We start from the raw sequence: 20,416 nt of genomic DNA, 5'->3' as shown, positions 1-20,416 counted from the left end.
ACGGAACCGTCAGGCTGTGCACAGCTATGATAGATTCTGCTGTATTGCCAAGACGATAGGTAATCCACCCCCAAATGTAGCGGTCCTCAAAAGTGGAATTTTCTCGTAATGTACCTCGCGGAGGTTCTACATGAAGAAGTCCCGCTACACAGACAGGCAGATCATGGCCATCCTGAAGCAGGCCGAACCCCGCACACCGATCCCCCGAGCTGTGGCACAGAAAGGGGTGAGCATTCGGCTGGCCTGCCAAGCGTTCGTAGTCAGCGAGACCTGCTATCGGTATCAGCCCAAGCTGTCGGATGGAAATGCTGCAATTGCGGACTGGCTGATACGACTGACGCACAATCAGCGCAACTGGGGATTCGGCCTTTGCTTTCTGTAGCTGCGTAACGTCAAGGGGTTCGTCTGGAGCCACAAGCCGGCGTACCGGATCTACCGGGCGCTGGAGCTGAACCTGCGCATCAAGTACAAGAAGCGTCTAGTGCGGGAGAAGCCCGAGCCATTGGCTGTGCCGGGAGCTATCAACGAAGTCTGGTCGATGGATTTCATGCATGATCGTTTAGAGGATGGGCGGGCCTTTTGGCTGTTCAACATGATTGACGACTTCGACCGAAAGGGGCTTGGCATTGAGGTTGACTTCTCGCTGCCAGCCGAACGGGTTATTCGCACACTGGAGCAGATCATCGAGTGGTGCGGAAAGCCTGTCACTATCCGCTGTGACAACGGGCCGGAGTACATCGGCGCGGCACTGACGGCCTGGGCCGAGCGACGCCGTATTCGGCTGGATACATCCAGCCTGGCAAGCCGCAGCAGAACGTTTGCGCGGAGCGATACAACTGCGCCGTCCGTTATGACTGGCTGGAGCAGTACCTGTACGAGTCCATAGAGACGGCGCAGGAATTTGCCACTTGCCGGCTCTGGACGCATAACCATGAGCGGCCCAGGCTCCACTTCTGGGCGCTGCAACAAATGGGGGAATTACCTATTTCGAGTACGACAAACAGATTCGCAGTCACTTTTGTTCAATCTGCCGTTTTGAAGAGTATCAAGGATTTGCCATTGAAAGACGGGTGGTTGTTAGGGTGTATCGAGCCAGTTAAGGGTTAATCGCGCTGTGGCAATAGGGACTTTGGCTATTTATACTACGCGGCCAGATGCGTGTAGCATCAAGAATTTCGGGTGGCAGGGTGGTTGGTCGTTTACAATAGGTGCTCATCACAAATTTGTAAGGTAACTTGATTAAGTTGGGTGATGAAGCGGTCGTTAGTCGATTAACTCATTGATTCATAAATTGGGCGGTGTACTGCAAAGTCGCGGACGCCGATTCAATTCCGACCCCAGCCTCCATTTTCCCCGCCGTGCTTCAGCCGTACCAAGGCTGAAGCTACAATGGCGCCTGATCCAGCGCCCGGGTGGCGGAACTGGTAGACGCAGGGGACTTAAAATCCCCCGGCTTTTGCCGTGCCGGTTCGACTCCGGCCCCGGGCACCATAAGAAAATCAAGTAGTTAGCTTTATTTAGACCGCAGTGAGGAGTCCTGGTGGCGAAGGTTTGGATCAATTTGGTCCAGTGGGAAACACGGTCATAGGAAGTGATCATAGCAATCATTGATGCTCGAATAGGCAGGGATGGCAAAAAAACTACCGCGTGCGGATGTGCCTGCAGGGGCACAAGGTGCACACGAAGGCGTTTTCCAAAAAGACCGAAGCTCAGAAATGGGCGAAGCGCGTAGAGTTCAACTTGGAGGCGGGGCAGTGGGTTCCTGCGGTGCACAGTCACACACCTGGTCGAAAAATACCCCGAAGACTGCTACCCCTCAAACGGAACAACAAGGACGCACGCCATACAGTCGCCGCACTGCTGAACTGGTGGAAGAATCGCATTGGTGATTGCTCGCTGGTTCGGGTAGCTACAGCGGTGCTCATGGGTGTTGTGACGAGTTTGCACGTAGCAACACCCAGAGCAGAAAATAGCGTAGCACAGCCACGGCCGATCGCTACCTTGAGGCAATCGGGCACGCGCTGAAATTCGCCAGCCAAGAGTGGCACTGGATACCCTATAACGCGGCACGTGAAGTTGGCCGTCTACAGGAATCCGAGGAGCGTGTTCGCTACCTCGATGATGAAGAACGAAAGCGTCGACTCGATGCCTGAAATTCGAGCCGCTACCCCTCCTTCTATCCCATTGTTCAGTTGGCGCTGTCCGCCGGCGCACGGCAGGGCGAGATCCTCAATCTTCGCTGGCCACAGGTAGACCTCAAGTCCGGCCGGATTGTGCTGCACCACCGCGATCGTCGCGTCCTGCATCTTTGCGGCCCCGCAGCGTGGGAACTGACGCGACTGGCCAAGGCGTAACTAATCGAGAGCGACCTGGTATTTCCTAGGCGAAATCACCAGCGCCCGGTATCCCTCAAAGAGCCTTGGCGAGATGTTGTAGAGCGCGCCAGCTAGAGAACTTCCGGTTCCACGACCTGCGGCATAGTACTACGTCCTATCTTGCGATAAATGGTACCACGCTGGCTGAGATTACAGCGATCCTGGGGCATAAGACGGTGCAGATGGTGGAGCGGTATAACCACATTGCCGTAACCATGCCGCATCCGTGGTCGAGCGGATGAACCGGAAGGTTTTCGAATGAGCATGTCGGATTGTGCAGAAGAGGAGATGCGTGATTTTGAGATGCATACGCGCGCGGAGATTGAATTATTTTGTTCGAAGCGATTTGGGCCTGTGGTCAATACGGTGTACCACCCGAGTGGATGCGAGTAGAACTTCAAAAGGGATTGAATCCTCACCGATCGGGCGCTGCGTGGGAGTACAGCGAAGCCTTCGGAATCACACGGGGGAAAAGGCGCCAAACTGTCGAGCGGAATAAACGAACAAAAGCGTGGCCTTGTTATTGTGCTGTCGTGGAGGCGCAGAAGGGCAACCGGTTTATCCATCCGAGTCCCTGCGAAAGCCTATTGGCCGCGAATACGGGATCAGTGCTTCAACGGTGGGCAATTACTACGATGAAGTGCGCGACTATTTGAAGCGGCACTCATTTGACTGATACGCAAAAGTTTAAATATACAGCAGAATAACCTACAAGCAAGGTACTCTCTACCCCGGCCAGTTACAAATACTCCCAAGCACGGCCACTAAGAGCGTTGCGACACATTAACGGAAGTATTGGTGATGTCACGAAATCTCCGCACTATTTCTCAGTTCTGCGAACAAATACCCAGCCTTCACACAAGATTCTGTCCGCTGGCACGTCTTCAACGCTGCGGACAATGGTCGGGGTGACCTGGTCTATCTTTAGAATAGGGTGCTCCAACGGTCTGCCAGCGCGTGTAGCCATGCTTGTGCTGATTCACGCTGTTGACGTCATCAGAGACGCATAGGGCGTCGAATGGTAAGCAGAGGGTTACATACAAACCGACACCATCGATATTTTGTTCGGTCAAAGCAACACATGCAGATCATTTCTCACTCTCGAACTAGCACTTTGCACAGCGGCCGGTGTTGAGTTCTTTGGCATATCGGTTGGACAAGGCGCTGTGGTTTGGGTGGCTGGTGAAGGGCGCGGTGGCTTGGCTCGTCGCATCGAGGTCCGGTGCCTGCACCAGGACGTGAACGTCGTTGATCTCCCTTGTTACATCACGGCAACAGCTGTTCCAATGATCAATCAACTTGCGTTTGCCAAACTCTGCGGGCGTATTTGTAGCACTATGAACGACGTTGCCGCTCCGATTGTGTTGGTCATCATCGACACTATGGCACCAATTTTGATGCAAGCGATGAGAACTTTACACAGAATGCCATGGCATTCGTCAGCGCCATGAACGAATTGCGTGATATGCACGATAAAGGCCCTTGTGTGCACGTGTGATGCCGCGGCGCGAAAGGATGACAGAGAGGTACTCGAAAATTACTGCAGCTTATCGGCCTCGGCGGGGCTCTTCACTATCAGAAACGATCTTAGCTGGTATGCATGCTCAAGCATCTGAAAAACGTTTACGACCTCGACCTTTAGGTTGATCCTCAGCAGAAGGTCAAGGGACAAGGAGATTTACCCACCCCATCCCTATGTGTAATAACCCACTAGTTGTCCGCTTTCAGCGATGGAAAATCGACGGCGACCTACGTGGAATGGGTACGCCAGAGTGTCGTTGCTGCGGCATAGGACAACCAACTGATGTCAAGCGCGGTGCGTGCATACTCTCGAAGTTCAATAGTACGGGATGTCACCGAGATCACGGCGCTACATTCTCTGCGACCGTGTCCCAGAGGAGGTCGTTAACTTTCTCCAGTTGGTCGAAAAAGTACTGTCCAGACAGGACTTAAACTCCATGTTCCAAATGTCCTCAATCTGGGTACTCAGGTCGTTGCACAGAAACACCGACACGCAAATGGTGTAGTGTCCGCCGCCGATCTTGCGGTTTACACACTGCAGGATCGCGATCAACCCGGGCAGGTCGCATCTGGTGTTTTTGTCTTAAGAGGGATGGAAATCGTAGTTGGGGTTCAGGCTGATGAAGACAAATCTCCAGCGCAGTGCATGGTCCATAGGCGCGATCTAGCGATCCGCGGTATTCGAAGTCGCTATGAAGCGGACATTGGCCGGTAAAGAAAACGTGTCGCCAGCGGCTTTAGGGGTATTGGTCCGATCGCGATCTTAGAACAGGCACATGAGCTCCCTGCAGACCCGCTACTGCTCTGCGCGGTTGATCTCGTCAACAACAAGGACGCGGGTTGCTTCACGGGCTCAAGCTTTGTCGCAGAACTGCATGAATCTGCCCTTTACCATTGGATAGTCCAAACATCCCGGCAGAATGAGTAACTGGCTGAATCCCCTGGATGAAATTCTCGTAAGCGTAGAAAGGGTGTAACTGCACCAGCTTCCAGAAGCGATCACTTTCATTTTCGCCTGTTGATGTCGCAACGGGTATTGGGATGAGGCCGTGGTCCCCGGCCGTGAGGGCGCTGAGGAGCGATTTGTGGGTTGGCCCTTCCCGGAACCCGTGGCCAGCACCAGCCCTCAGCCGGCGAGTTGTCGCTTCGGGACCAGAGGCTGAAGGTCGACCTGCTCTAATATGAGCATGACCAGGCCGGAAGCCGGTACGCGCCGGAACACAGTGGCGAGCTCTAGGTGGCATCGTTGGACGGATGACACCTCTGGTACATTCACCGGCCGCATGCCTTCCATGTGATTAACCACCTGTAGGGTTTCAGCAAGGTGCATTATCTCAGGGGTGCACCCATGGTAGGCGCACCAAAAAAACCCTGCTGGACCGGGGCAAGAGAAGGAGTGTGTGGTGCACGGATATGCTAATGACTATCGAAAGTGTAACCGGCGAGAACAGATATCAAGATCCGAATACACCGCTATCTGTGAGTGCAGCAATCTCGTCGTCGGACAGGTCGAGAAGCGATTTCAATACCATTTCGGTATCGGCACCATGGTCGGCGACATAGGAGCGAGGTGCAATATCTACAGCAGACATTTGGAACGGAAGCTTGGGAATCTTATAGCTGCCTGCCGGGTCTTCGATCATGGCAAAACTGCCGCGGTGGTCGTAATGCGGATCTTGCATCGCTTCGCCGATGGTCAAATAGCGTGAACAGGGGACTCCTGCAGCCGTAAGCAAGTGTTCGCATTCGTTGCCAGAGCGCTGACGCGTCCACGTTTCGACGAGGGACATCAGCAAATCCCAGTTTCGTCCACGCGAGGTGGCGGTGGTGAAACGTGGGTCTACGCACCATTCAGGATGGCCAATACAGGCAGCCATTTGCACAAAATTATTCTGAGTCACCGGTGCGACAATTACGTATCCATCGGAGGTGCGCAGGGGTTGATACAATGGGCGGCGTGCGTCGGTCGGACACTGTGCTTCCTGGAACTCATAGACCTGTAGGTTGAACATGGACTCCACCAGGGTGACGTCAATAAACTGCCCGCTGCGTGTTCGCTCACGTGCCAGTAATGCCGCCTCGATAGCAACCGTGGCCTGAATGCCAGCCATGATGTCCGCGATGAAAATAGCTGTCTTGGTCGGCCTCTGTGTGTCGTCCTGATAGCTCAGATTAGCCATGTCGTAGCCGCTGGCGGCGTGTACGATGGGTGCATACGCGGGACGATTTGCCGCCGGCCCCGACTGGCCGAAGCCAGAGATTGCGCAGTAGATCAACTCAGGATTGATGGCAGAGAGGACGTCGAAGTCAATCCCGAGGCGCTTCATAACGCCAGGTCGGAAGTTCTCTACTACAATATCGCAGGCAGCTGCTAAGCGCTTTGCAATCTCGACAGCTTGTGTTTTCTTGAGATCCAGGATGATGCTTTGTTTACCGACGTTGAGATGTCCGTAGTACGAACTCCAACCGTCGCGGAGCGGTGGGCGACTCCGGACGTAGTCCCCGGTGGGAGTTTCAACCTTGATAACTGTTGCACCTAGGTCGGCCAGTATCCGCGTGCAATAGGGACCGGCCATCATGAAGCTGAAATCCAAAACCTTGATGTTGGCTAGTGGACGGGTGCCGGCAATCAACCTACGTTGTGAACAAGTCATGAGGGTATCTCCAATCCGGCTTATCTATCTAGTTATCTCAGCAGATGCCGGGCGATGATTGAGCGTTGAATCTGGTTTGTGCCCTCAAATATCTGGGCAACCTTGGCATCTCGCATCATGCGCTCAACCGCGTAGTCCTTCATATATCCTGCACCACCAAAGACTTGGACCGCGTCGATGGTTACTTTCATAGCGGTGTCGCTAGCAAAGCATTTGGCCATCGAAGCTAAACCAGCTATACCGTCGATATCACCGGCATCGACCCGATGGGCGCATTCGTAGACCAAAGCGCGAGCGGCTTCAACCTGGGTCGCCATGTCGGCAATGATCCATTGCAAGCCCTGGAAATCTGCGATAGGACGCCCGAATTGCTTGCGTTCTCTGGCGTAAGCGATCGCAGCGTTTGTTGCACCCTGGGCCAACCCAACAGCAGCGGCGCCAATGGTGGGGCGATTGAGGTTGAGAATTCGCATTACAGTCTTGAATCCCTGACCTTCCTCGCCAATTCGGTTTGCTTCTGGAACCCTCATATCTTCAAAGAACAGTTCCACGTTGGGTATTCCGCCCATACCCATCTTTCGCTCGTTCCGGCCGACCTTGAAGCCGGGCAAGGTAGTGTCCACAAGGAACGCGCTGATGCCGTCAACGCTTTTGCCCTCACTCGTGCGGGCGAAGACCATCACGTAGTGTGCCTCGCTACCGAAGCTAATAAAGCACTTCTGCCCATTGAGGACATAGGTCGAACCATCTTTCACCGCCCGTGTCTGCATGGAGGCAACATCGGATCCGGCAGATGGCTCGGTGATGGCGACCGCGGTGATGGTGCGGCCCTTGGCTACCAGGGGAAGAAACCGCTGGCGTTGTTCCTCAGTACCACAATGCAGCAGCGGAAGGATAATCCCCATTGAGTTCTGTCCCGCCATCATTGAACATGCGAAGGAGACCTTCGCGATCTCTTCACGTGCAAGACAGAGCATCGTCAGGTCTCCGCCGGGTCCGCCATATGTTTCGGGCACCCAAAGTTGCAGCAACCCCATATCGCCGAAAATTGGCACCAGTTCCTCTGGAAAGCGATCGGTCTCATCCAGTTCGACAGCGATAGGTGCGATCTCGGTCTCAACCATGCGACGTACAGTTTCCCGAAAGGCGATCTGCTCTGGTTGCAGCTTCATACGTCCGATTCCTAGCTAATGTTTGACACGGGATTTCTGGTTACCTCTATATTTTTGCCACATGCTAGGAGGGCTAATAAAAAATGTCAATGAAAGGTACTACCATTATTCCATAGGAGATCGTGATGCCGACGTTGCTAGAGAACAACGCAAGGGAAGGATCCGAGATCGTAGCGACAATTGACGGTTAAAAATGGCAGTGTCCGTGCCAGACTCATCGGCGGTTGGCTTGCCCTCTTGCCCTATGGGTAGACTGGAGCGATCAAACAAAAAAGTACCGCCCAAAGAATGGTGCGGTCTATCTCATAGAGCCCCCCGCAGCGGGTTGGTGTGTGATAGCGCTCGAAACCTTCATCGGCAAACCTCCTCTTGGGTTTGGATTGATGGCCTGAATTATTCTTATAGAAATTTTGTATAAATGAGTCCCAATGTCATAATGGCAATTAAGCCTGTGTCAAGGAGGCAGGCACCAGTGCCAGGCGGTGCTTCATGGAGCGCAGTCGGCTCCGGACAAAATCACTGACCTGATGAAATTGGCGTGCGCAAAGATTGGTGGCTTCGGAGTTCTTCAGGTCGCCCCTAATGTACTCGACTGGGTTGAGCTCCGGTGCATAGGCTGGCCCGACACTCAAGCTGTATGTAGGCGTCCTCACGCTCGAAGAACTGGCGTGCCGCCACCTTGCCAATCTTGAAACGGTCCCAGATGATCTGCAGTGGCCTGGCGATCTGGTGACTCAGTGCGTTAAGAAACCCCACCAACTGAAGCGCCTCGATCGCGCTCGCGTACGGCCGAAAGTAAAACTGTCAGAAAGTCACACCGGCTATGGCGGAGAACTGGTACTAGGAGTAGCTGTACTATGGAGCACGGGCGTCTGCCCGCGCGCGCGTGGGCCACTGGCTCAAGTCCGATTCGTCGATGAAGACGATGGTTTTGCCGTATTTTGGGGGTTTTTCAATGCAGCCCGATGCTTGGTCTTCCACTACCGTATCGCCTGCTCGTTGTGCTGGAGGGCTTTTTCGGTCGGGCGCTGACAGTTGAAACCCGCTCCCCGGAGTAGCCACGGCAGTAGGCTTCGCTGTGTTGCACGTTGCAGTGTTTGGCGATCAACGCTCGAACGCGTGGTAGCGTTCACAATTCGCTCGAGAACCCCTCAGTCAACGCACCTTGCTTGAGGAACTGCACCGGTTCACCACAGGCGGTTTCGTCGAGCTGTAAGGGATGCCCCAAGGGAGCGGCTTTGAAGATGGTTTGCCCTCGTCGCTGATGCGTTTGGCTCAGCACGGCACCTGCTGACGGGGGACCTGAATGCGCCGTGCCACTTCGGACTTGGCGACACCTTGCTCCAGCAGTCGCGCCGCATGCAAGCGTCGCCGTTGTAGAATTTCCTTTTTTCGTTTCATGCTCCACACCACCACGATCTTCACATCACTTCCTTTAACCAGCGGGACAGGAAAAAGTGTCGTTCATCTATACAGGACTCATTAGTCAAACGAACAGGTTAGAGTGTCCCCATAAATAACAGACCGGCAGTTAGAGCATCGTGGCGAGCACGTTGGCGCCGGTCTGCAACGGTGGTAGTACAAGTTCGATCAGCTCGTCGGCTGTCAATCGCCCGGTATGCATGCTGACGCTGATCGCCAGGTAAGCGGTTCCACGTACCCCCTTCACTGGAACAGCAATCGCCTGCATGCCAACTTCTAGTTCCCCGTCGCTAATCGCAAAACCATCGCTGCGCGCTTGCATCACTTTCTCCCTGAGTTCGCGAATTCCGATACAGGTCTTCGGCGTGAGTTTCAAAGGACGGACTTCGCGCAGAAACTTCTCGATCTCAGCATCCTGTTGACACGCAAGTAGTGCACGGCCCATCGCGGTACAGTACGCGGGAAAGCGGGTACCCACGCTAGCGGCGGCAGACAGGATGCGGCGATTGGTGGAGTGGGCGAGGAATAGGATGTCTTGTCCGTCGAGCAGTGCCAGTGAAGCTACATCGTGGATCTGTTCGCCAATCTGCTCAAGGATAGGTTGCGCAATGCGGGGCAGCGTGGCCCCCGAGAGATAAGCGTAACCGAGGCGTAGCACTCGCGGTGTCAATTCAAAATGCTTACCGTCAGTCTCGGCATAGCCAAGGGTCACCAGAGTCAACAGATAGCGGCGGGCCGCAGCACGTGTCAAGCCCGTCTTGCGTGCCACAGCGCTCAGGGTCAAGCGTATGCTGGCGGCATCGAAGGCTTCAACTACAGCGAGCCCCTTCTCTAGCGCAGCGACGTAATCGCGATTATTCATCTCTCCCCATTCTCCGATCCAGAATAGCGACAGTATGAAAGCTGTGCGGGGTTAGAACAACCAAATCGAGGATCCAGCTGGCCTGTAGGCCATACCCAACCCAATCACCAAGAAATAGAGCGCGATATAATGTGCGCAATGTGAACGAAAGTGCATTCGTAGAAACCCATATAGTTAACCAAATAGGCTGTGCAAACCAATAAAAGAGTGCGTATAGCGAACATTTATAGAATGGCTATTGACGGACAGTATTGCTTTGAATATCGTCATCCTCAGCTGAAACGTGCACTTAGGATGTACGGAATACGCACATATTTTCAACATGGCGATCTACCAGATATCGCCGTCGAAAGTGGGGAAAAAGATGGCACCGCAAGATATGAGAGGCTTCCTGGAAGCAATCCAGAAAACTGGTGATCTCGTTACGGTAAATGACTTGATCGACTGGGATCAAGAACTTGCTGGACTTGGCCGGCTCAGTTGCGAACGCAACGGTCCCGCGTTCATGTTTAACAATGTCAAGGACTATGCTCCGGGCTGGCGGATCACTACTAACCCGATTGCCACCTGGCGGCGGATGGCTGTAGCACTTGGCCTTCCACCTGAAACGTCAGTGCGAGATCTCTATGCCGCGTACGCTGAACGTGAACAGAATCTCATTCCGCCTGTTGTGGTGGACGATGGCCCATGTAAGGAGGTGGTGATCACCGGCGATGCCATCGACCTGTTCGATCTGCCGACACCAATGGTCCACGAAGGCGACGGTGGACGCTACTTGGGTACGTGGGACTTGGTGGTCTCTAAGGACGCCGAAAGCAGTTGGGTCAATTGGGGCATGTACCGATTTATGGTTCATAACGAAACAATTCTGACCGGTTATCCGCGCCCGACAAGCCACTTGGGCAAGATGCTACTAGAAGGTTATGTACCCAAAGGAAAATCGATGCCGATCGCGATCGTCATCGGAGCCGATATTCCGAGTCATTTAGCTGCCGCAGCGACATTCCGTCTTGCCGGCGATGAAGCGGAACTAGCCGGGGCGCTCGGCGAGCGGCCGGTGGAACTAGTTAAGTGTGAGACCTCTGATTTAATGGTGCCAGCTAGCGCCGAGATCGTCATCGAAGCGGAGGTGCTACCCAACCACCTTGCCCAAGAGGGGCCATATGGCGAGTACCCCGGGTATCGCAGCGGCGAGATGGGCGATGCCCTGTGCGCACGGGTTAGGGCGATCACACATCGGCATAATCCGATTCTTACACTCGACACGACTGGGTTTATGGATTCCAGCGCCACAACGACTTCGATCTCGGGGGCTATCGCAATCAAGAGACGCCTCGAAAAACATGGTATCCCGGTGGCCGAGGTTTACGTGCCGCCAGAAGGCGGTGTTCACTTAACCATTGTCTCCGTACGTCGGGGCGGTGCTGAGGTGGCACGCAAGATTGTCGAGGTTTTGACTGCGCGAAGGGCATTGATGTCTAAGATTATCGTTGTTGATGACGACGTAGATGTTTTCAACATCCCGGCGGTATTGCATGCGTTCTCGACGAAGTGTCATCCAGATCGTGGTACGCACATCCACCGATATGAGGGTCGTGCCAATGCTCTGACACCGGCTTACAGTCAAGAAGAGAGGGCTGCGCGGCTTGGCGCGAGCGTGGCTTTCGACGTCACCTGGCCACCGGAATGGCCAAGCAGTGTTACGCCGATTCGGGCGACGCTCGATGCAATGTATTCCCCTGAAGTCCAGGATCGTGTGTACGCCCGCTGGAATCAACTCGGCCTTTGATATAAACAGGAGATTCGTTATGGAAAAATCCTACCAAACCTTTGTGCGCGATCCAGCACATCTACTCAGCGGCCATGAAGTAGTGTTGTCACTGCGCGACCTGACACCTGGTCGCAAGAAATATCGCGGACTAAATGTACGAGCTAAGGTGGTTCGGCCGCCACATTCTGGCGAGCCGCTTCTATGGATTTATTCCGTGGTTGGAGAAAAGGATCCCGAACCATGCAGCATAGAAATCGTTGAGGTGCTGCCAGACCTGATAGAGGGCGCGCCTTACACAGATTTTTTTAAGGCACTGGCGCGGCTGGAAAGAAAGAGCGAAAGCCGCTCTGAGAACACCGCGAAATGACAAACTGAACGGCAGGCACAAATCTAAACAGATGATTTGTTGGGGTAGCGTCACGGGCAAACAGTAACGGTGGGGGGATTGAGTATGAAAACCGGAAAAAAATTCATACGGCATATAGCTTTGTCATTCTTGATGTGTACCGGATTCTCTGCACAAGCAGAAATAGTGGTTATGGGTGGCAATCCGCATGGTAGCTTATTCTACTCTATGTCTACTGCGATTGGCGCTACGGTCACTAAACACTCCGATCTCAAGGTCGACATCCTACCGCAGGGAGGCAGTGTTTTCTATCCGATGATGGCTACTCAGGAAGTCGACTTCGGGCTCGTTAATCCGATTGACGCGTTGGCTGCCCACTCAGGCCGCCCACCATATGACGATGCGTCAAGTGGGAAGGGGTTTCGTATGAGAACTCTCATGTTGGGATCGCCAATTCGGCTTTCGCTAGTCACAACAAAGGACAGCGGAATCACCTCTGTCTCTCAACTCAAAGGCAAACGCGTGGTCGCCAACTACGGTGCGTTTGCCAGCTCTAGTGTTACATCAGCGGCTGTGCTGGCCTCACACGGTTTGACCACCGACGACGTCGAGGTGGTCACCGTTTCAAGTTATCCGGAAGGTGTTCGAGCGGTAATGGAAGGTCGAGCAGTAGCTGCGGTTGGATCGATCGGGAGTGGCATTATCCGCGAATTGGATGCTAGCCGCGGTGCGCGGATTCTGGCTGCCGATGTAACCCCAGAGGGGATAGCCCGGGCTAGGGAGTTCGGACAGTCGTGGTCACCGATACGTGTTCAAGAAGGCCTGCCCGGTGTGGAGAAGAGCATCGACGTTCTGAGCTATGCAATCACCATCGTGGTACGTCCTGATCTCGCTGATAACACAGTGCGAAAATTCTTGGAATCTATCTGGGACCATCATTCCGAACTGAAGAGTATCTTTAGGCCATTAGCAACCTGGACACCTGATCGCTTCGCCAGTACACAGGCGGTGATACCTTACCATCACGCGGCCATAGACTTCTATAGGGAGAAAGGTGTCTGGACGGCTGAAATGAAGCAGCACCAATCCATGCTCACGAATCAGCGGCGCTAAGCCCAAATCTGCGTTTAGAGATTACATTTTCGGCTAGTGGGGCGCCTTTCATCTCTCTCCCCTTGATTGGACAGTGCTGTGATTGAATATCGTCGACACCTCAGCGATATGTGGGCATTAGCCGCATCTTTCATCGCTGCACTGCTCCCGGTATCAGCTATTGTCTATAGCATGCAGCTGCTACCTGAGCTAGGTATAGTCATCTACAAGGAACAATTCTTGGCCTATTTGCTGACTTTGGCGATGACTTTGGTCTTTATACTCATACCGCCGTTTAAGCATCGAAATGGACTGGATAAAGACAAGACTGTGGTAGTTCCTTGGTATGACTTATTGCTGATCATGCTTGTGTTGGCTAGTGGTGGATACACTACGTTGTGGTATCACGAGCTGCTGCCACAGATCGGCCTCCTGACCATCGACAAAGTCATCGTAAGCACCGTCGGAATTGCACTATTACTCGAGGCAACTCGGCGCTGCGCGGGATGGACAATGGTAATAGTAGGCGTGGCGGCGTTGTCTTATGCGTTGCTTGGCCATCATCTGGATGGACTGTTCGAAGTCCGCCGTATCCGTTTTGACCGCCTAATGCTGTACAACTACATGGGGCAGGGAGCGATCCATGGTATTCCTCTATACGTTGCAGCAACTATCGTCACGATATTTATGCTCTTCGGGCAGATTCTGTTTGGCGTGGGAGGTGGCAAGGCAGTATCAGATTTTGCGTTTGCGATCATGGGTCGGCGGCGCGGTGGCCCAGCCAAAGTGAGTGTCATTGCCAGCGCGATATTCGGTTCAATGTCGGGCAGTGCATCTGCAAACGTTGCGACTACCGGAATGGTTACCATTCCCATGATGAAGCAGAGCGGCTACCCGGGATACAAAGCCGCGGCGATTGAGGCGGTGTCATCTACCGGTGGTCTTGTGTTGCCACCAATTATGGCCGCGACCGGGTTCATTATCGCGGAGTTTCTAGCTATCCCTTACTCAGAGGTCGCTATTGCCGCCGTAGTGCCCGCGCTGCTGTTCTACATGTGTGTTTACTTCCAGGTCGACCTGGAGGCAGCAAAGCATGGAATAACTTCTATGCATGCTGCAGAAATTCCTCTGTTGAAACCTGCATTGAAGGTGGTCATCCCAATTATTCTGCCCTTCGCTGTACTGATCTACGCACTGTTCGTGCAATTCCAAAGTCCCGAGAACTCAGCATTCTATGCCATATTAACTACGCTAGCCGTTAGCATAATTATTCCAACGATGCGCCGATCTTTTAAAACACACGTTAAGGTATTAGTGAAGGCAGGAGAAGGCGTGGTCTATATTGTCATCGTCTGTGCAATAGCCGGGTTGGTTATGGGCTGCCTGGGTATCACGGGACTCGGCAGTAATTTGTCGCAGAAGATCGTTGCTATAGCTGGGAATGAGCTTTGGTTACTTCTTCTACTGGCCGCTCTCGGTAGTATCGTCCTTGGCATGGGCGTACCTGTTACGGCAACGTATATTATTCTGGTGATCTTAATCGGCCCAGCGCTTGTCCAAGGGGGAGTAACCGAACTAGCAGCACATATGTTCGTTTTCTATTTTGGCACGCTCTCGTTTCTAACACCGCCAGTTTGTATTTCGGTATTCGTCGCTGCGGCGCTGGCGCGTGCGCCACCAATGCGTACGGCTTTTTTTTCGATGCGGTTGGCGTTAATCGCGTACCTAATACCGTTCCTCTTTGTATATCACCCGGGATTCTTGCTGCAAGGTAGCCCGGAAGCAATTGCTAACACCCTGGTGGGAGCGGTTGCCGGAGTGTACTTATTGACGATTGGGTTGGTAGGATACTGTGTACGGCCCTTAGGATTGTTTTATAGATTGAGTTCGATTGCGGTTGGTTTAGCAATGTTGTGGATCGGTGTGTCGTCATGGTCGGTGGCGGTATTAGGTTGGCTGTTGATAGGGGGAGCCCAAATTGTCAGGCGCATCCGTTCCGAGCAAGCAGCGAGTTGTGTATGAGCGCTCGGGCATGTACATGGGACCGACGCTTGCCGCTACCTGTATCGCGCTAATAGGAGATTTGAGAAGAGGTATTGATGCTGTCTGCGATTCGCATTTTTGATAAACAATTGAGCTAGCAATCCGGTTCTACAGCTAAACCGCTGCGGCGGAATTCCAACAACTATTGACATTTGATAGCGAGATGGAGTGAATCACGGCGATGACGACTCATGAAGTCCTACCAATCGATAGCCGAGTGGCGTATCCAAACCGTGCCGCGATAGAGCATATCCAAAACGTTGCGCTTCCACGGCTGGTTGCGCGGGCATGGTTGCATATACCATTTTATCGTCGGCTTTGGACGCAAGCCGGTGTAAACCCAGATTGCGTGACTGGTCTCGATGACTTGCGCCGCCTACCCATCATACGCAAGCAGGATCTCGAGGCGGACCTCATCGCGCATCCACCATTCGGCAGTTTTCAGGGAGATTTTCCGGCAGTTCGTCTACAGGCGAGTTCAGGCAGCTCTGGAAAGCCAAAACCAGTACTGCATACCCGTGCAGACTGGGAGAACATTACTAATCTATGGGCGCGGAGACTAGCCGCGCAAGGTGTCACCTCCGCCGACCGTGTTCAGGTCGCCTTCGCCTTGGCATTGTTTATACCGGGGTTTACGTCGATGGAGGGCGCCATGAAGCTCGGTGCGTTGGCTATCCCCGCGGGCAGCGGTGCGATGACTCAATCGATGCGGCAGCTCGAGATTGCCCGTGAATGGGGCAGTACTGTACTTGGCGCCACCGGTGGGTACGCATTGCACTTGGCGACCGAAGCACGAGAGCGGGGATTTGACTTGAAGCGGGATTTCTCATTCCGGGTCATGTACCACACGGGTGAACCGCTGGTCGAGGAGACACGTCGGCAAATCGAAAATGCGTGGGGTGTGAAATCTTTCAACAACTATGGCAGTGTAGAGACTGGCGCCCCGGCTTGGGAGTGCGAGTATCAGCATGGTATGCACTTCAACGAGGATGCGTACCTGTTCGAAGTTGTCGATCCTGAAACGCTTGACCCACTACCTGACGGTGAGGAGGGCGCAGTCGTAGTGACCTCACTGTTTAAGGAGGCTGCACCGGTGATCCGGTACATGATTGGCGATATAGCATCGATTTGGCCTGAGGCCTGTGCGTGCGGACATCCCTTTCGACGATTAAGCCCAATTCGCGGTCGTATCGATGACATGCTGAAGATCCAAGGCGCCGCGGTCTATCCGACGGCGATAGAAGCGACTCTGCGGCAATTCCCAGAGATTGGGCCGGAGTTCCGCATCGTGGTTGACTGCAAGAATGGACGAGATCGTCTCGAAGTCCAAATAGAATGTGCCCCTGACCAGAATGACACAGTGAATGATTTAGCAGTGCGAGTAGCGCAACGCATCAAGGAGCGAGTCGGTTTCAGCGCGGCTGTAACCGCGGTTCCATTTGGTGGATTGGCGACTGCCGAGGATGTCGCAAGACGGACAAAAAACCGCTACGTCGTCGACCTCAGGAAAACGCAGCCATAGTCTAATGACCGAGTGGTTATCAACGACTACAAAGCATGTGACGGAGTAAGTATCGGTGAGAGCGCTAGTTTGCAGAGGTTATGGTGACCCAGAGCAATTGCAAGTGGAGGATGTGGAAATACCGGTGCCCAAGGAAGAACAGGTACTTATCAAGGTGATTGCTGCGGGCGTCTCGTATGTCGACTCGATGATGATTCGCGATTTACATCAAAACAAGCACCCGGTGCCATTTGTACCGGGCACGGAACTGACCGGTAGGGTGGTGGCAGCTCATCCGGGCTCTAGATTTGCCGAAGGTGACCGGGTCGCCGCGCTGGTATGGGATGGTGGCCATGCTGAGTACGCGGTCGCTAATGAGAACGAGGTCTTTGCGCTTCCCGAAGGCCTAGACCCTGTAACTGTCGCTGCTTGTCTTTCGGTATATTTAACCTCCGGATTAGCACTTCGGCATCGTGCCGGGCTGCAGCAGGGAGAGATGTTGTTGGTGCTGGGCGCCGCTGGTGGGACAGGTCTCGCAGCGGTGGACATCGGTCATGCACTAGGCGCACGAGTACTGGCGGCAGCTAGTAACCCGGAGAAACTTGCGCTCGCAGACCAAAGGGGTGCGGAGTGGCTAATCAATTACCATCGGGAAGACCTCAAAGAGGCATTGCGTCGTACCACACCTGACGGTATTGACGTAGTCTTCGATCCTGTGGCAGGCCCGCTGTTTGAAGCAGCCAACGGTGCGTTGGCTTGGAATGGACGCTACCTGATCGTTGGTTTCACCGGTGGTATGATTCCGCAGTTCGCAGCGAACCGCCTATTAGTCAAGAATCGCTCGGCGCTCGGCTTTTCAATTCGCCACTATATCCGCAACGACAACGACAAGTTGCAGTCAGAGGCTCAACATTTATTTACGGGGCTATTGAATTCTCGCTTGCATCCACACGTTAGCGCTGCTGGGAATCTTCACGAGGCTCCCGGGATGATCCGCCGAATCCTTGACCGTAAGGCCACTGGTAAAATGGTGGTTGTCGTGTAGCGCATTGTGGTGTCAACGGCGGTCACCGTACATCAGATTGGAGTTCTACGGTGTTTTACGTATAGACAAGAGCCTCAGGATCAGACGGTGAAACCCGGGTGTATAAGTTGCCTCAACTACAGCGGTTAGCGGGAATCGATGATTGCTTTACAGCGGCGCGGTTAAGCGAGCTATCTTGATGAATAGCCGCACTTTTGCACAGAATCTTGACCGTTCGGGGAGCTATAGGCTGTCGAACGTATTCTCTGCGTGTTCGTTACATATTCCACATGGCAATCGTACCTTACGGACAACCCAGACATTTTGGATGGCGACCCGATAGCGTTGGAAACGAAATGTACGGATCAAATCACCGCACGACTAGCGCTAGCTGGCACTACAGTGATATTACATCGTTTAACAAGCGACCCCCGATGGTCTGCAAAGCCGCCGGTCGTAGGATTGTATCACACAATGAACCGGTAGCTTTGGCATTGATTGAACATGACGATCAGTTGGTGCTGATACAAAGGACAAAAGCACCATTGACTGGATATTGGATACCACCCGCGGGACATGTGGAAATCGGTGAATCCGTTCCGCAGGCTGTAGTAAGAGAGGCACGCGAAGAAAGCGGACTGGAGATCTCGTTGGATGGTGTGGTGGGAATATACTCCGAACGTGGGAGATCAGATACAAAGTCTCGCATGGTGATTACAGCATTTCGCAGTCATTCGGTAGGCGGTGTTCCCAACGCCGGCGATGATGCTGGTGACATTGCGCTGTTCAGGCGCGGCCAACTACCGCATCAGCCTCCTCCGGAGTGGGGGACATCGCGGGATTATTGGGTCCATGAAGTAATCCAATCGATTCTCGCCAACTGGCGTTGACCGATACGGTAGATAAACATCAGCAAAGAGGACGGAGGCGTGATAAATATCTGAGTTAGTCGCGACTTGATCTGACACCTGGCTTGAAAAAAGTGAGGGTTATCGGTTCTGATGGAAGTGCGAACTTTCAATACAGAACCATAGGAGATAACCCTCATGAATCAGTCTACACAAAGAATCATTGGGAACAAGGTAGGATTGTTGAACTTGGCACAAGAACTGGGCAACGTGTCCAAGGCCTGCCAAATGATGGGCGTATCGCGAGACACGTTTTATCGTTACAAATCAGCCAGGGATGAGGGTGGCGTGGAAGCGCTGCTGGACAAGACCCGCCGTAAACCAAACCCAAAGAATCGGGTTGAACCGCAGGTTGAGCAGGCTGTGTTGGACTTTGCCCTGGAGTATCCGGCCCACGGGCAGGTACGAGTGAGCAACGAACTGCGCAAGCAAGGCGTATTCGTATCGCCGAGCGGAGTGCGCAGCATCTGGCTACGACACCAGCTGCAAAGTCGCAAGCTACGATTGCGGGCTCTGGAGGCTAAGGTCGCCGAAGAGGGGTTGGTGTTGACAGAAGCCCAGGTCATTGCGCTTGAGCGCCAACAGACGCTGAATGAGGCGCACGGCGAGATCGAGGCCGAACATCCGGGATATCTCGGCTCCCAGGACACCTATTACGTCGGGACAATCAAGGGCATTGGTCGGATCTACCAGCAGACCTTTGTTGATACCTACAGCAAGGTGGCGGCCTGCAAACTGTACACGACCAAGACGCCCATTACGGCCGCCGATCTGCTCAATGATCGTGTACTACCGCTGCTGGAGTCAGAAGGTATCGATCTATTGCGGATTCTGACCGATCGTGGCACCGAGTTTTGCGGCCGGCCTGAGCGGCATGATTACCAACTGTATCTGGCGATCAACGACATCGATCATACGCGGACCAAGGCCTACAGCCCACAGACCAACGGCATCTGTGAGCGGTTCCACAGGACAGTCAAGGAAGAGTTCTACGAAGTGGCCTTCCGGAAGAAAGTCTATAGCGAGCTCGACAAGTTGCAGGCCGATCTGGACGTTTGGGTCGATCACTACAATAATGAACGCACGCATCAGGGTAAAATGTGTTGCGGTAGGACACCCATGCAGACGTTACGTGATGGACGGATGCTGTGGGATGAGAAGGTCAGTAATTTGAACTGATCTGACAACCGGCGCTTCGTCGGAACCGTTAACTGTCAGATCGGGTCGCGACCACTACAAATATCATTACCGCGACCCTGCATCCGGTCGCATCAGAATTACCTGACGATATGTTCTATTGCTTGAATTCAGGTGCACTTGGTATCGTAATGACAGTAGGTGAGGTCGGCTATCCAACTGATGCGTTCAGTTGGGATGCTGCGACGGACAAAAAGCGTGTTCGTTTCGGGGTGGATCAAGGTAGCAAAACCATTGATAACCTTAACCGTGCGGACGTGCCGCACTTCAGATTATCGGGCCGGACATATGGTTTTCTTGATTAAGGAACGTCTGAATAAGTGATGCAAACCAGCACGGCCGATTCAATATGTTTGTGTTTTTCATCATAAGGAGCGTTTGCAGGCAGTATTCGGCTCAACATGGGCCGTTTTCTAGCCGTTTTGTGCGCCGTTGCGGTTTATCAGGCGCACCAATCCTATGTCGGGCATCGCAATCGTCGCCGCGCCAGGTACAGATTGGTCAATGCACTCAGTACAAACAAGGCAT

Annotated in this window: 15 protein-coding genes, 1 tRNA gene and 1 pseudogene; 13 read left to right on the top strand and 4 right to left on the bottom strand. The window is 53.5% G+C overall.

The genetic code is table 11. The annotated features are described in order from the left end of the window. The first annotated feature begins 130 nt into the window (after nt 1–130). From DWQ09_07350 to DWQ09_07330, 5 genes and pseudogenes are all read left to right on the top strand, one after another. Nucleotides 131–948: pseudogene (locus tag DWQ09_07350) on the top strand (IS3 family transposase). Between the two features lie 458 nt (nt 949–1,406). After that, nucleotides 1,407–1,491 (top strand) — tRNA-Leu (locus DWQ09_07345). Nucleotides 1,492–2,183: 692 nt separating this feature from the next. Continuing rightward, nucleotides 2,184–2,354, top strand: a complete 171-nt coding sequence (locus DWQ09_07340; GenBank protein ID KAA3628710.1) for a hypothetical protein — start codon at nt 2,184–2,186, stop codon at nt 2,352–2,354. A gap of 50 nt (nt 2,355–2,404) precedes the next feature. Beyond that, the gene (locus DWQ09_07335; GenBank protein KAA3628709.1) at nt 2,405–2,617 is read left to right on the top strand and encodes a hypothetical protein; all 213 of its coding nucleotides are present in this window, start codon (nt 2,405–2,407) and stop codon (nt 2,615–2,617) included. Nucleotides 2,618–3,412: 795 nt separating this feature from the next. After that, on the top strand, nt 3,413–3,826 hold the full coding sequence (locus tag DWQ09_07330; GenBank protein ID KAA3628708.1) for a hypothetical protein: 414 nt from the start codon (nt 3,413–3,415) through the stop codon (nt 3,824–3,826). Nucleotides 3,827–5,022: 1,196 nt separating this feature from the next. Here the strand turns inward: DWQ09_07330 and DWQ09_07325 are convergent. The 4 genes from DWQ09_07325 to DWQ09_07310 form a co-directional block, all read right to left on the bottom strand. After that, nucleotides 5,023–5,226, bottom strand: coding sequence for a hypothetical protein (locus DWQ09_07325; protein KAA3628707.1), 204 nt, complete (start codon nt 5,224–5,226; stop codon nt 5,023–5,025). 124 nt (nt 5,227–5,350) lie between these two features. After that, the gene (locus DWQ09_07320; protein KAA3628706.1) at nt 5,351–6,550 is read right to left on the bottom strand and encodes a CoA transferase; all 1,200 of its coding nucleotides are present in this window, start codon (nt 6,548–6,550) and stop codon (nt 5,351–5,353) included. Nucleotides 6,551–6,582: 32 nt separating this feature from the next. Next, entirely contained in the window at nt 6,583–7,722 is a 1,140-nt protein-coding gene (locus DWQ09_07315) for an acyl-CoA dehydrogenase (GenBank protein KAA3628705.1), read from the bottom strand. Nucleotides 7,723–9,253: 1,531 nt separating this feature from the next. After that, on the bottom strand, nt 9,254–10,006 hold the full coding sequence (locus DWQ09_07310) for an IclR family transcriptional regulator (GenBank protein KAA3628704.1): 753 nt from the start codon (nt 10,004–10,006) through the stop codon (nt 9,254–9,256). 322 nt (nt 10,007–10,328) lie between these two features. Between DWQ09_07310 and DWQ09_07305 the strand changes: the two genes are divergently transcribed. The 8 genes from DWQ09_07305 to DWQ09_07270 all read left to right on the top strand — a co-directional run bounded on the left by DWQ09_07305 (nt 10,329) and on the right by DWQ09_07270 (nt 19,870). Beyond that, on the top strand, nt 10,329–11,795 hold the full coding sequence (locus DWQ09_07305; GenBank protein ID KAA3628703.1) for a UbiD family decarboxylase: 1,467 nt from the start codon (nt 10,329–10,331) through the stop codon (nt 11,793–11,795). Between the two features lie 19 nt (nt 11,796–11,814). Then, nucleotides 11,815–12,144 carry a hypothetical protein gene (locus tag DWQ09_07300; protein KAA3628702.1) on the top strand — a complete coding sequence of 110 codons (330 nt, stop codon included), beginning with the start codon at nt 11,815–11,817 and terminating at the stop codon, nt 12,142–12,144. An 84-nt stretch (nt 12,145–12,228) separates the two neighbouring features. Continuing rightward, on the top strand, nt 12,229–13,236 hold the full coding sequence (locus DWQ09_07295) for a hypothetical protein (protein KAA3628701.1): 1,008 nt from the start codon (nt 12,229–12,231) through the stop codon (nt 13,234–13,236). Between the two features lie 108 nt (nt 13,237–13,344). Continuing rightward, nucleotides 13,345–15,237 (top strand): C4-dicarboxylate ABC transporter permease, encoded by a 1,893-nt coding sequence (locus DWQ09_07290; protein ID KAA3628700.1) that lies wholly within the window; start codon nt 13,345–13,347, stop codon nt 15,235–15,237. 202 nt (nt 15,238–15,439) lie between these two features. Next, the gene (locus tag DWQ09_07285) at nt 15,440–16,780 is read left to right on the top strand and encodes a phenylacetate--CoA ligase family protein (protein KAA3628699.1); all 1,341 of its coding nucleotides are present in this window, start codon (nt 15,440–15,442) and stop codon (nt 16,778–16,780) included. 55 nt (nt 16,781–16,835) lie between these two features. Continuing rightward, nucleotides 16,836–17,804 carry an NADPH:quinone oxidoreductase family protein gene (locus tag DWQ09_07280; protein KAA3628698.1) on the top strand — a complete coding sequence of 323 codons (969 nt, stop codon included), beginning with the start codon at nt 16,836–16,838 and terminating at the stop codon, nt 17,802–17,804. A gap of 413 nt (nt 17,805–18,217) precedes the next feature. Then, nucleotides 18,218–18,673, top strand: coding sequence for an NUDIX hydrolase (locus DWQ09_07275; GenBank protein KAA3628697.1), 456 nt, complete (start codon nt 18,218–18,220; stop codon nt 18,671–18,673). Between the two features lie 156 nt (nt 18,674–18,829). Continuing rightward, nucleotides 18,830–19,870 carry an IS481 family transposase gene (locus tag DWQ09_07270; protein ID KAA3628696.1) on the top strand — a complete coding sequence of 347 codons (1,041 nt, stop codon included), beginning with the start codon at nt 18,830–18,832 and terminating at the stop codon, nt 19,868–19,870. Nucleotides 19,871–20,416 lie beyond the last annotated feature (546 nt).

This window comes from Pseudomonadota bacterium (genome assembly GCA_008501635.1).
Classification (GTDB): domain Bacteria; phylum Pseudomonadota; class Gammaproteobacteria; order QQUJ01; family QQUJ01; genus QQUJ01.
This window is presented reverse-complemented; position numbering and strand designations above follow the sequence as displayed.

Bases quoted from the DNA above. Each gene is read 5' to 3' on its own strand.
- DWQ09_07310 (KAA3628704.1), bottom strand. From the start codon at position 10,006: ATGAATAATCGCGATTACGTCGCTGCGCTAGAGAAGGGGCTCGCTGTA.
- DWQ09_07315 (KAA3628705.1), bottom strand. From the start codon at position 7,722: ATGAAGCTGCAACCAGAGCAGATCGCCTTTCGGGAAACTGTACGTCGC.
- DWQ09_07305 (KAA3628703.1), top strand. From the start codon at position 10,329: ATGGCGATCTACCAGATATCGCCGTCGAAAGTGGGGAAAAAGATGGCA.
- DWQ09_07275 (KAA3628697.1), top strand. From the start codon at position 18,218: ATGGTCTGCAAAGCCGCCGGTCGTAGGATTGTATCACACAATGAACCG.
- DWQ09_07325 (KAA3628707.1), bottom strand. From the start codon at position 5,226: ATGCACCTTGCTGAAACCCTACAGGTGGTTAATCACATGGAAGGCATG.
- DWQ09_07285 (KAA3628699.1), top strand. From the start codon at position 15,440: ATGACGACTCATGAAGTCCTACCAATCGATAGCCGAGTGGCGTATCCA.
- DWQ09_07295 (KAA3628701.1), top strand. From the start codon at position 12,229: ATGAAAACCGGAAAAAAATTCATACGGCATATAGCTTTGTCATTCTTG.
- DWQ09_07300 (KAA3628702.1), top strand. From the start codon at position 11,815: ATGGAAAAATCCTACCAAACCTTTGTGCGCGATCCAGCACATCTACTC.
- DWQ09_07270 (KAA3628696.1), top strand. From the start codon at position 18,830: ATGAATCAGTCTACACAAAGAATCATTGGGAACAAGGTAGGATTGTTG.
- DWQ09_07320 (KAA3628706.1), bottom strand. From the start codon at position 6,550: ATGACTTGTTCACAACGTAGGTTGATTGCCGGCACCCGTCCACTAGCC.
- DWQ09_07290 (KAA3628700.1), top strand. From the start codon at position 13,345: ATGTGGGCATTAGCCGCATCTTTCATCGCTGCACTGCTCCCGGTATCA.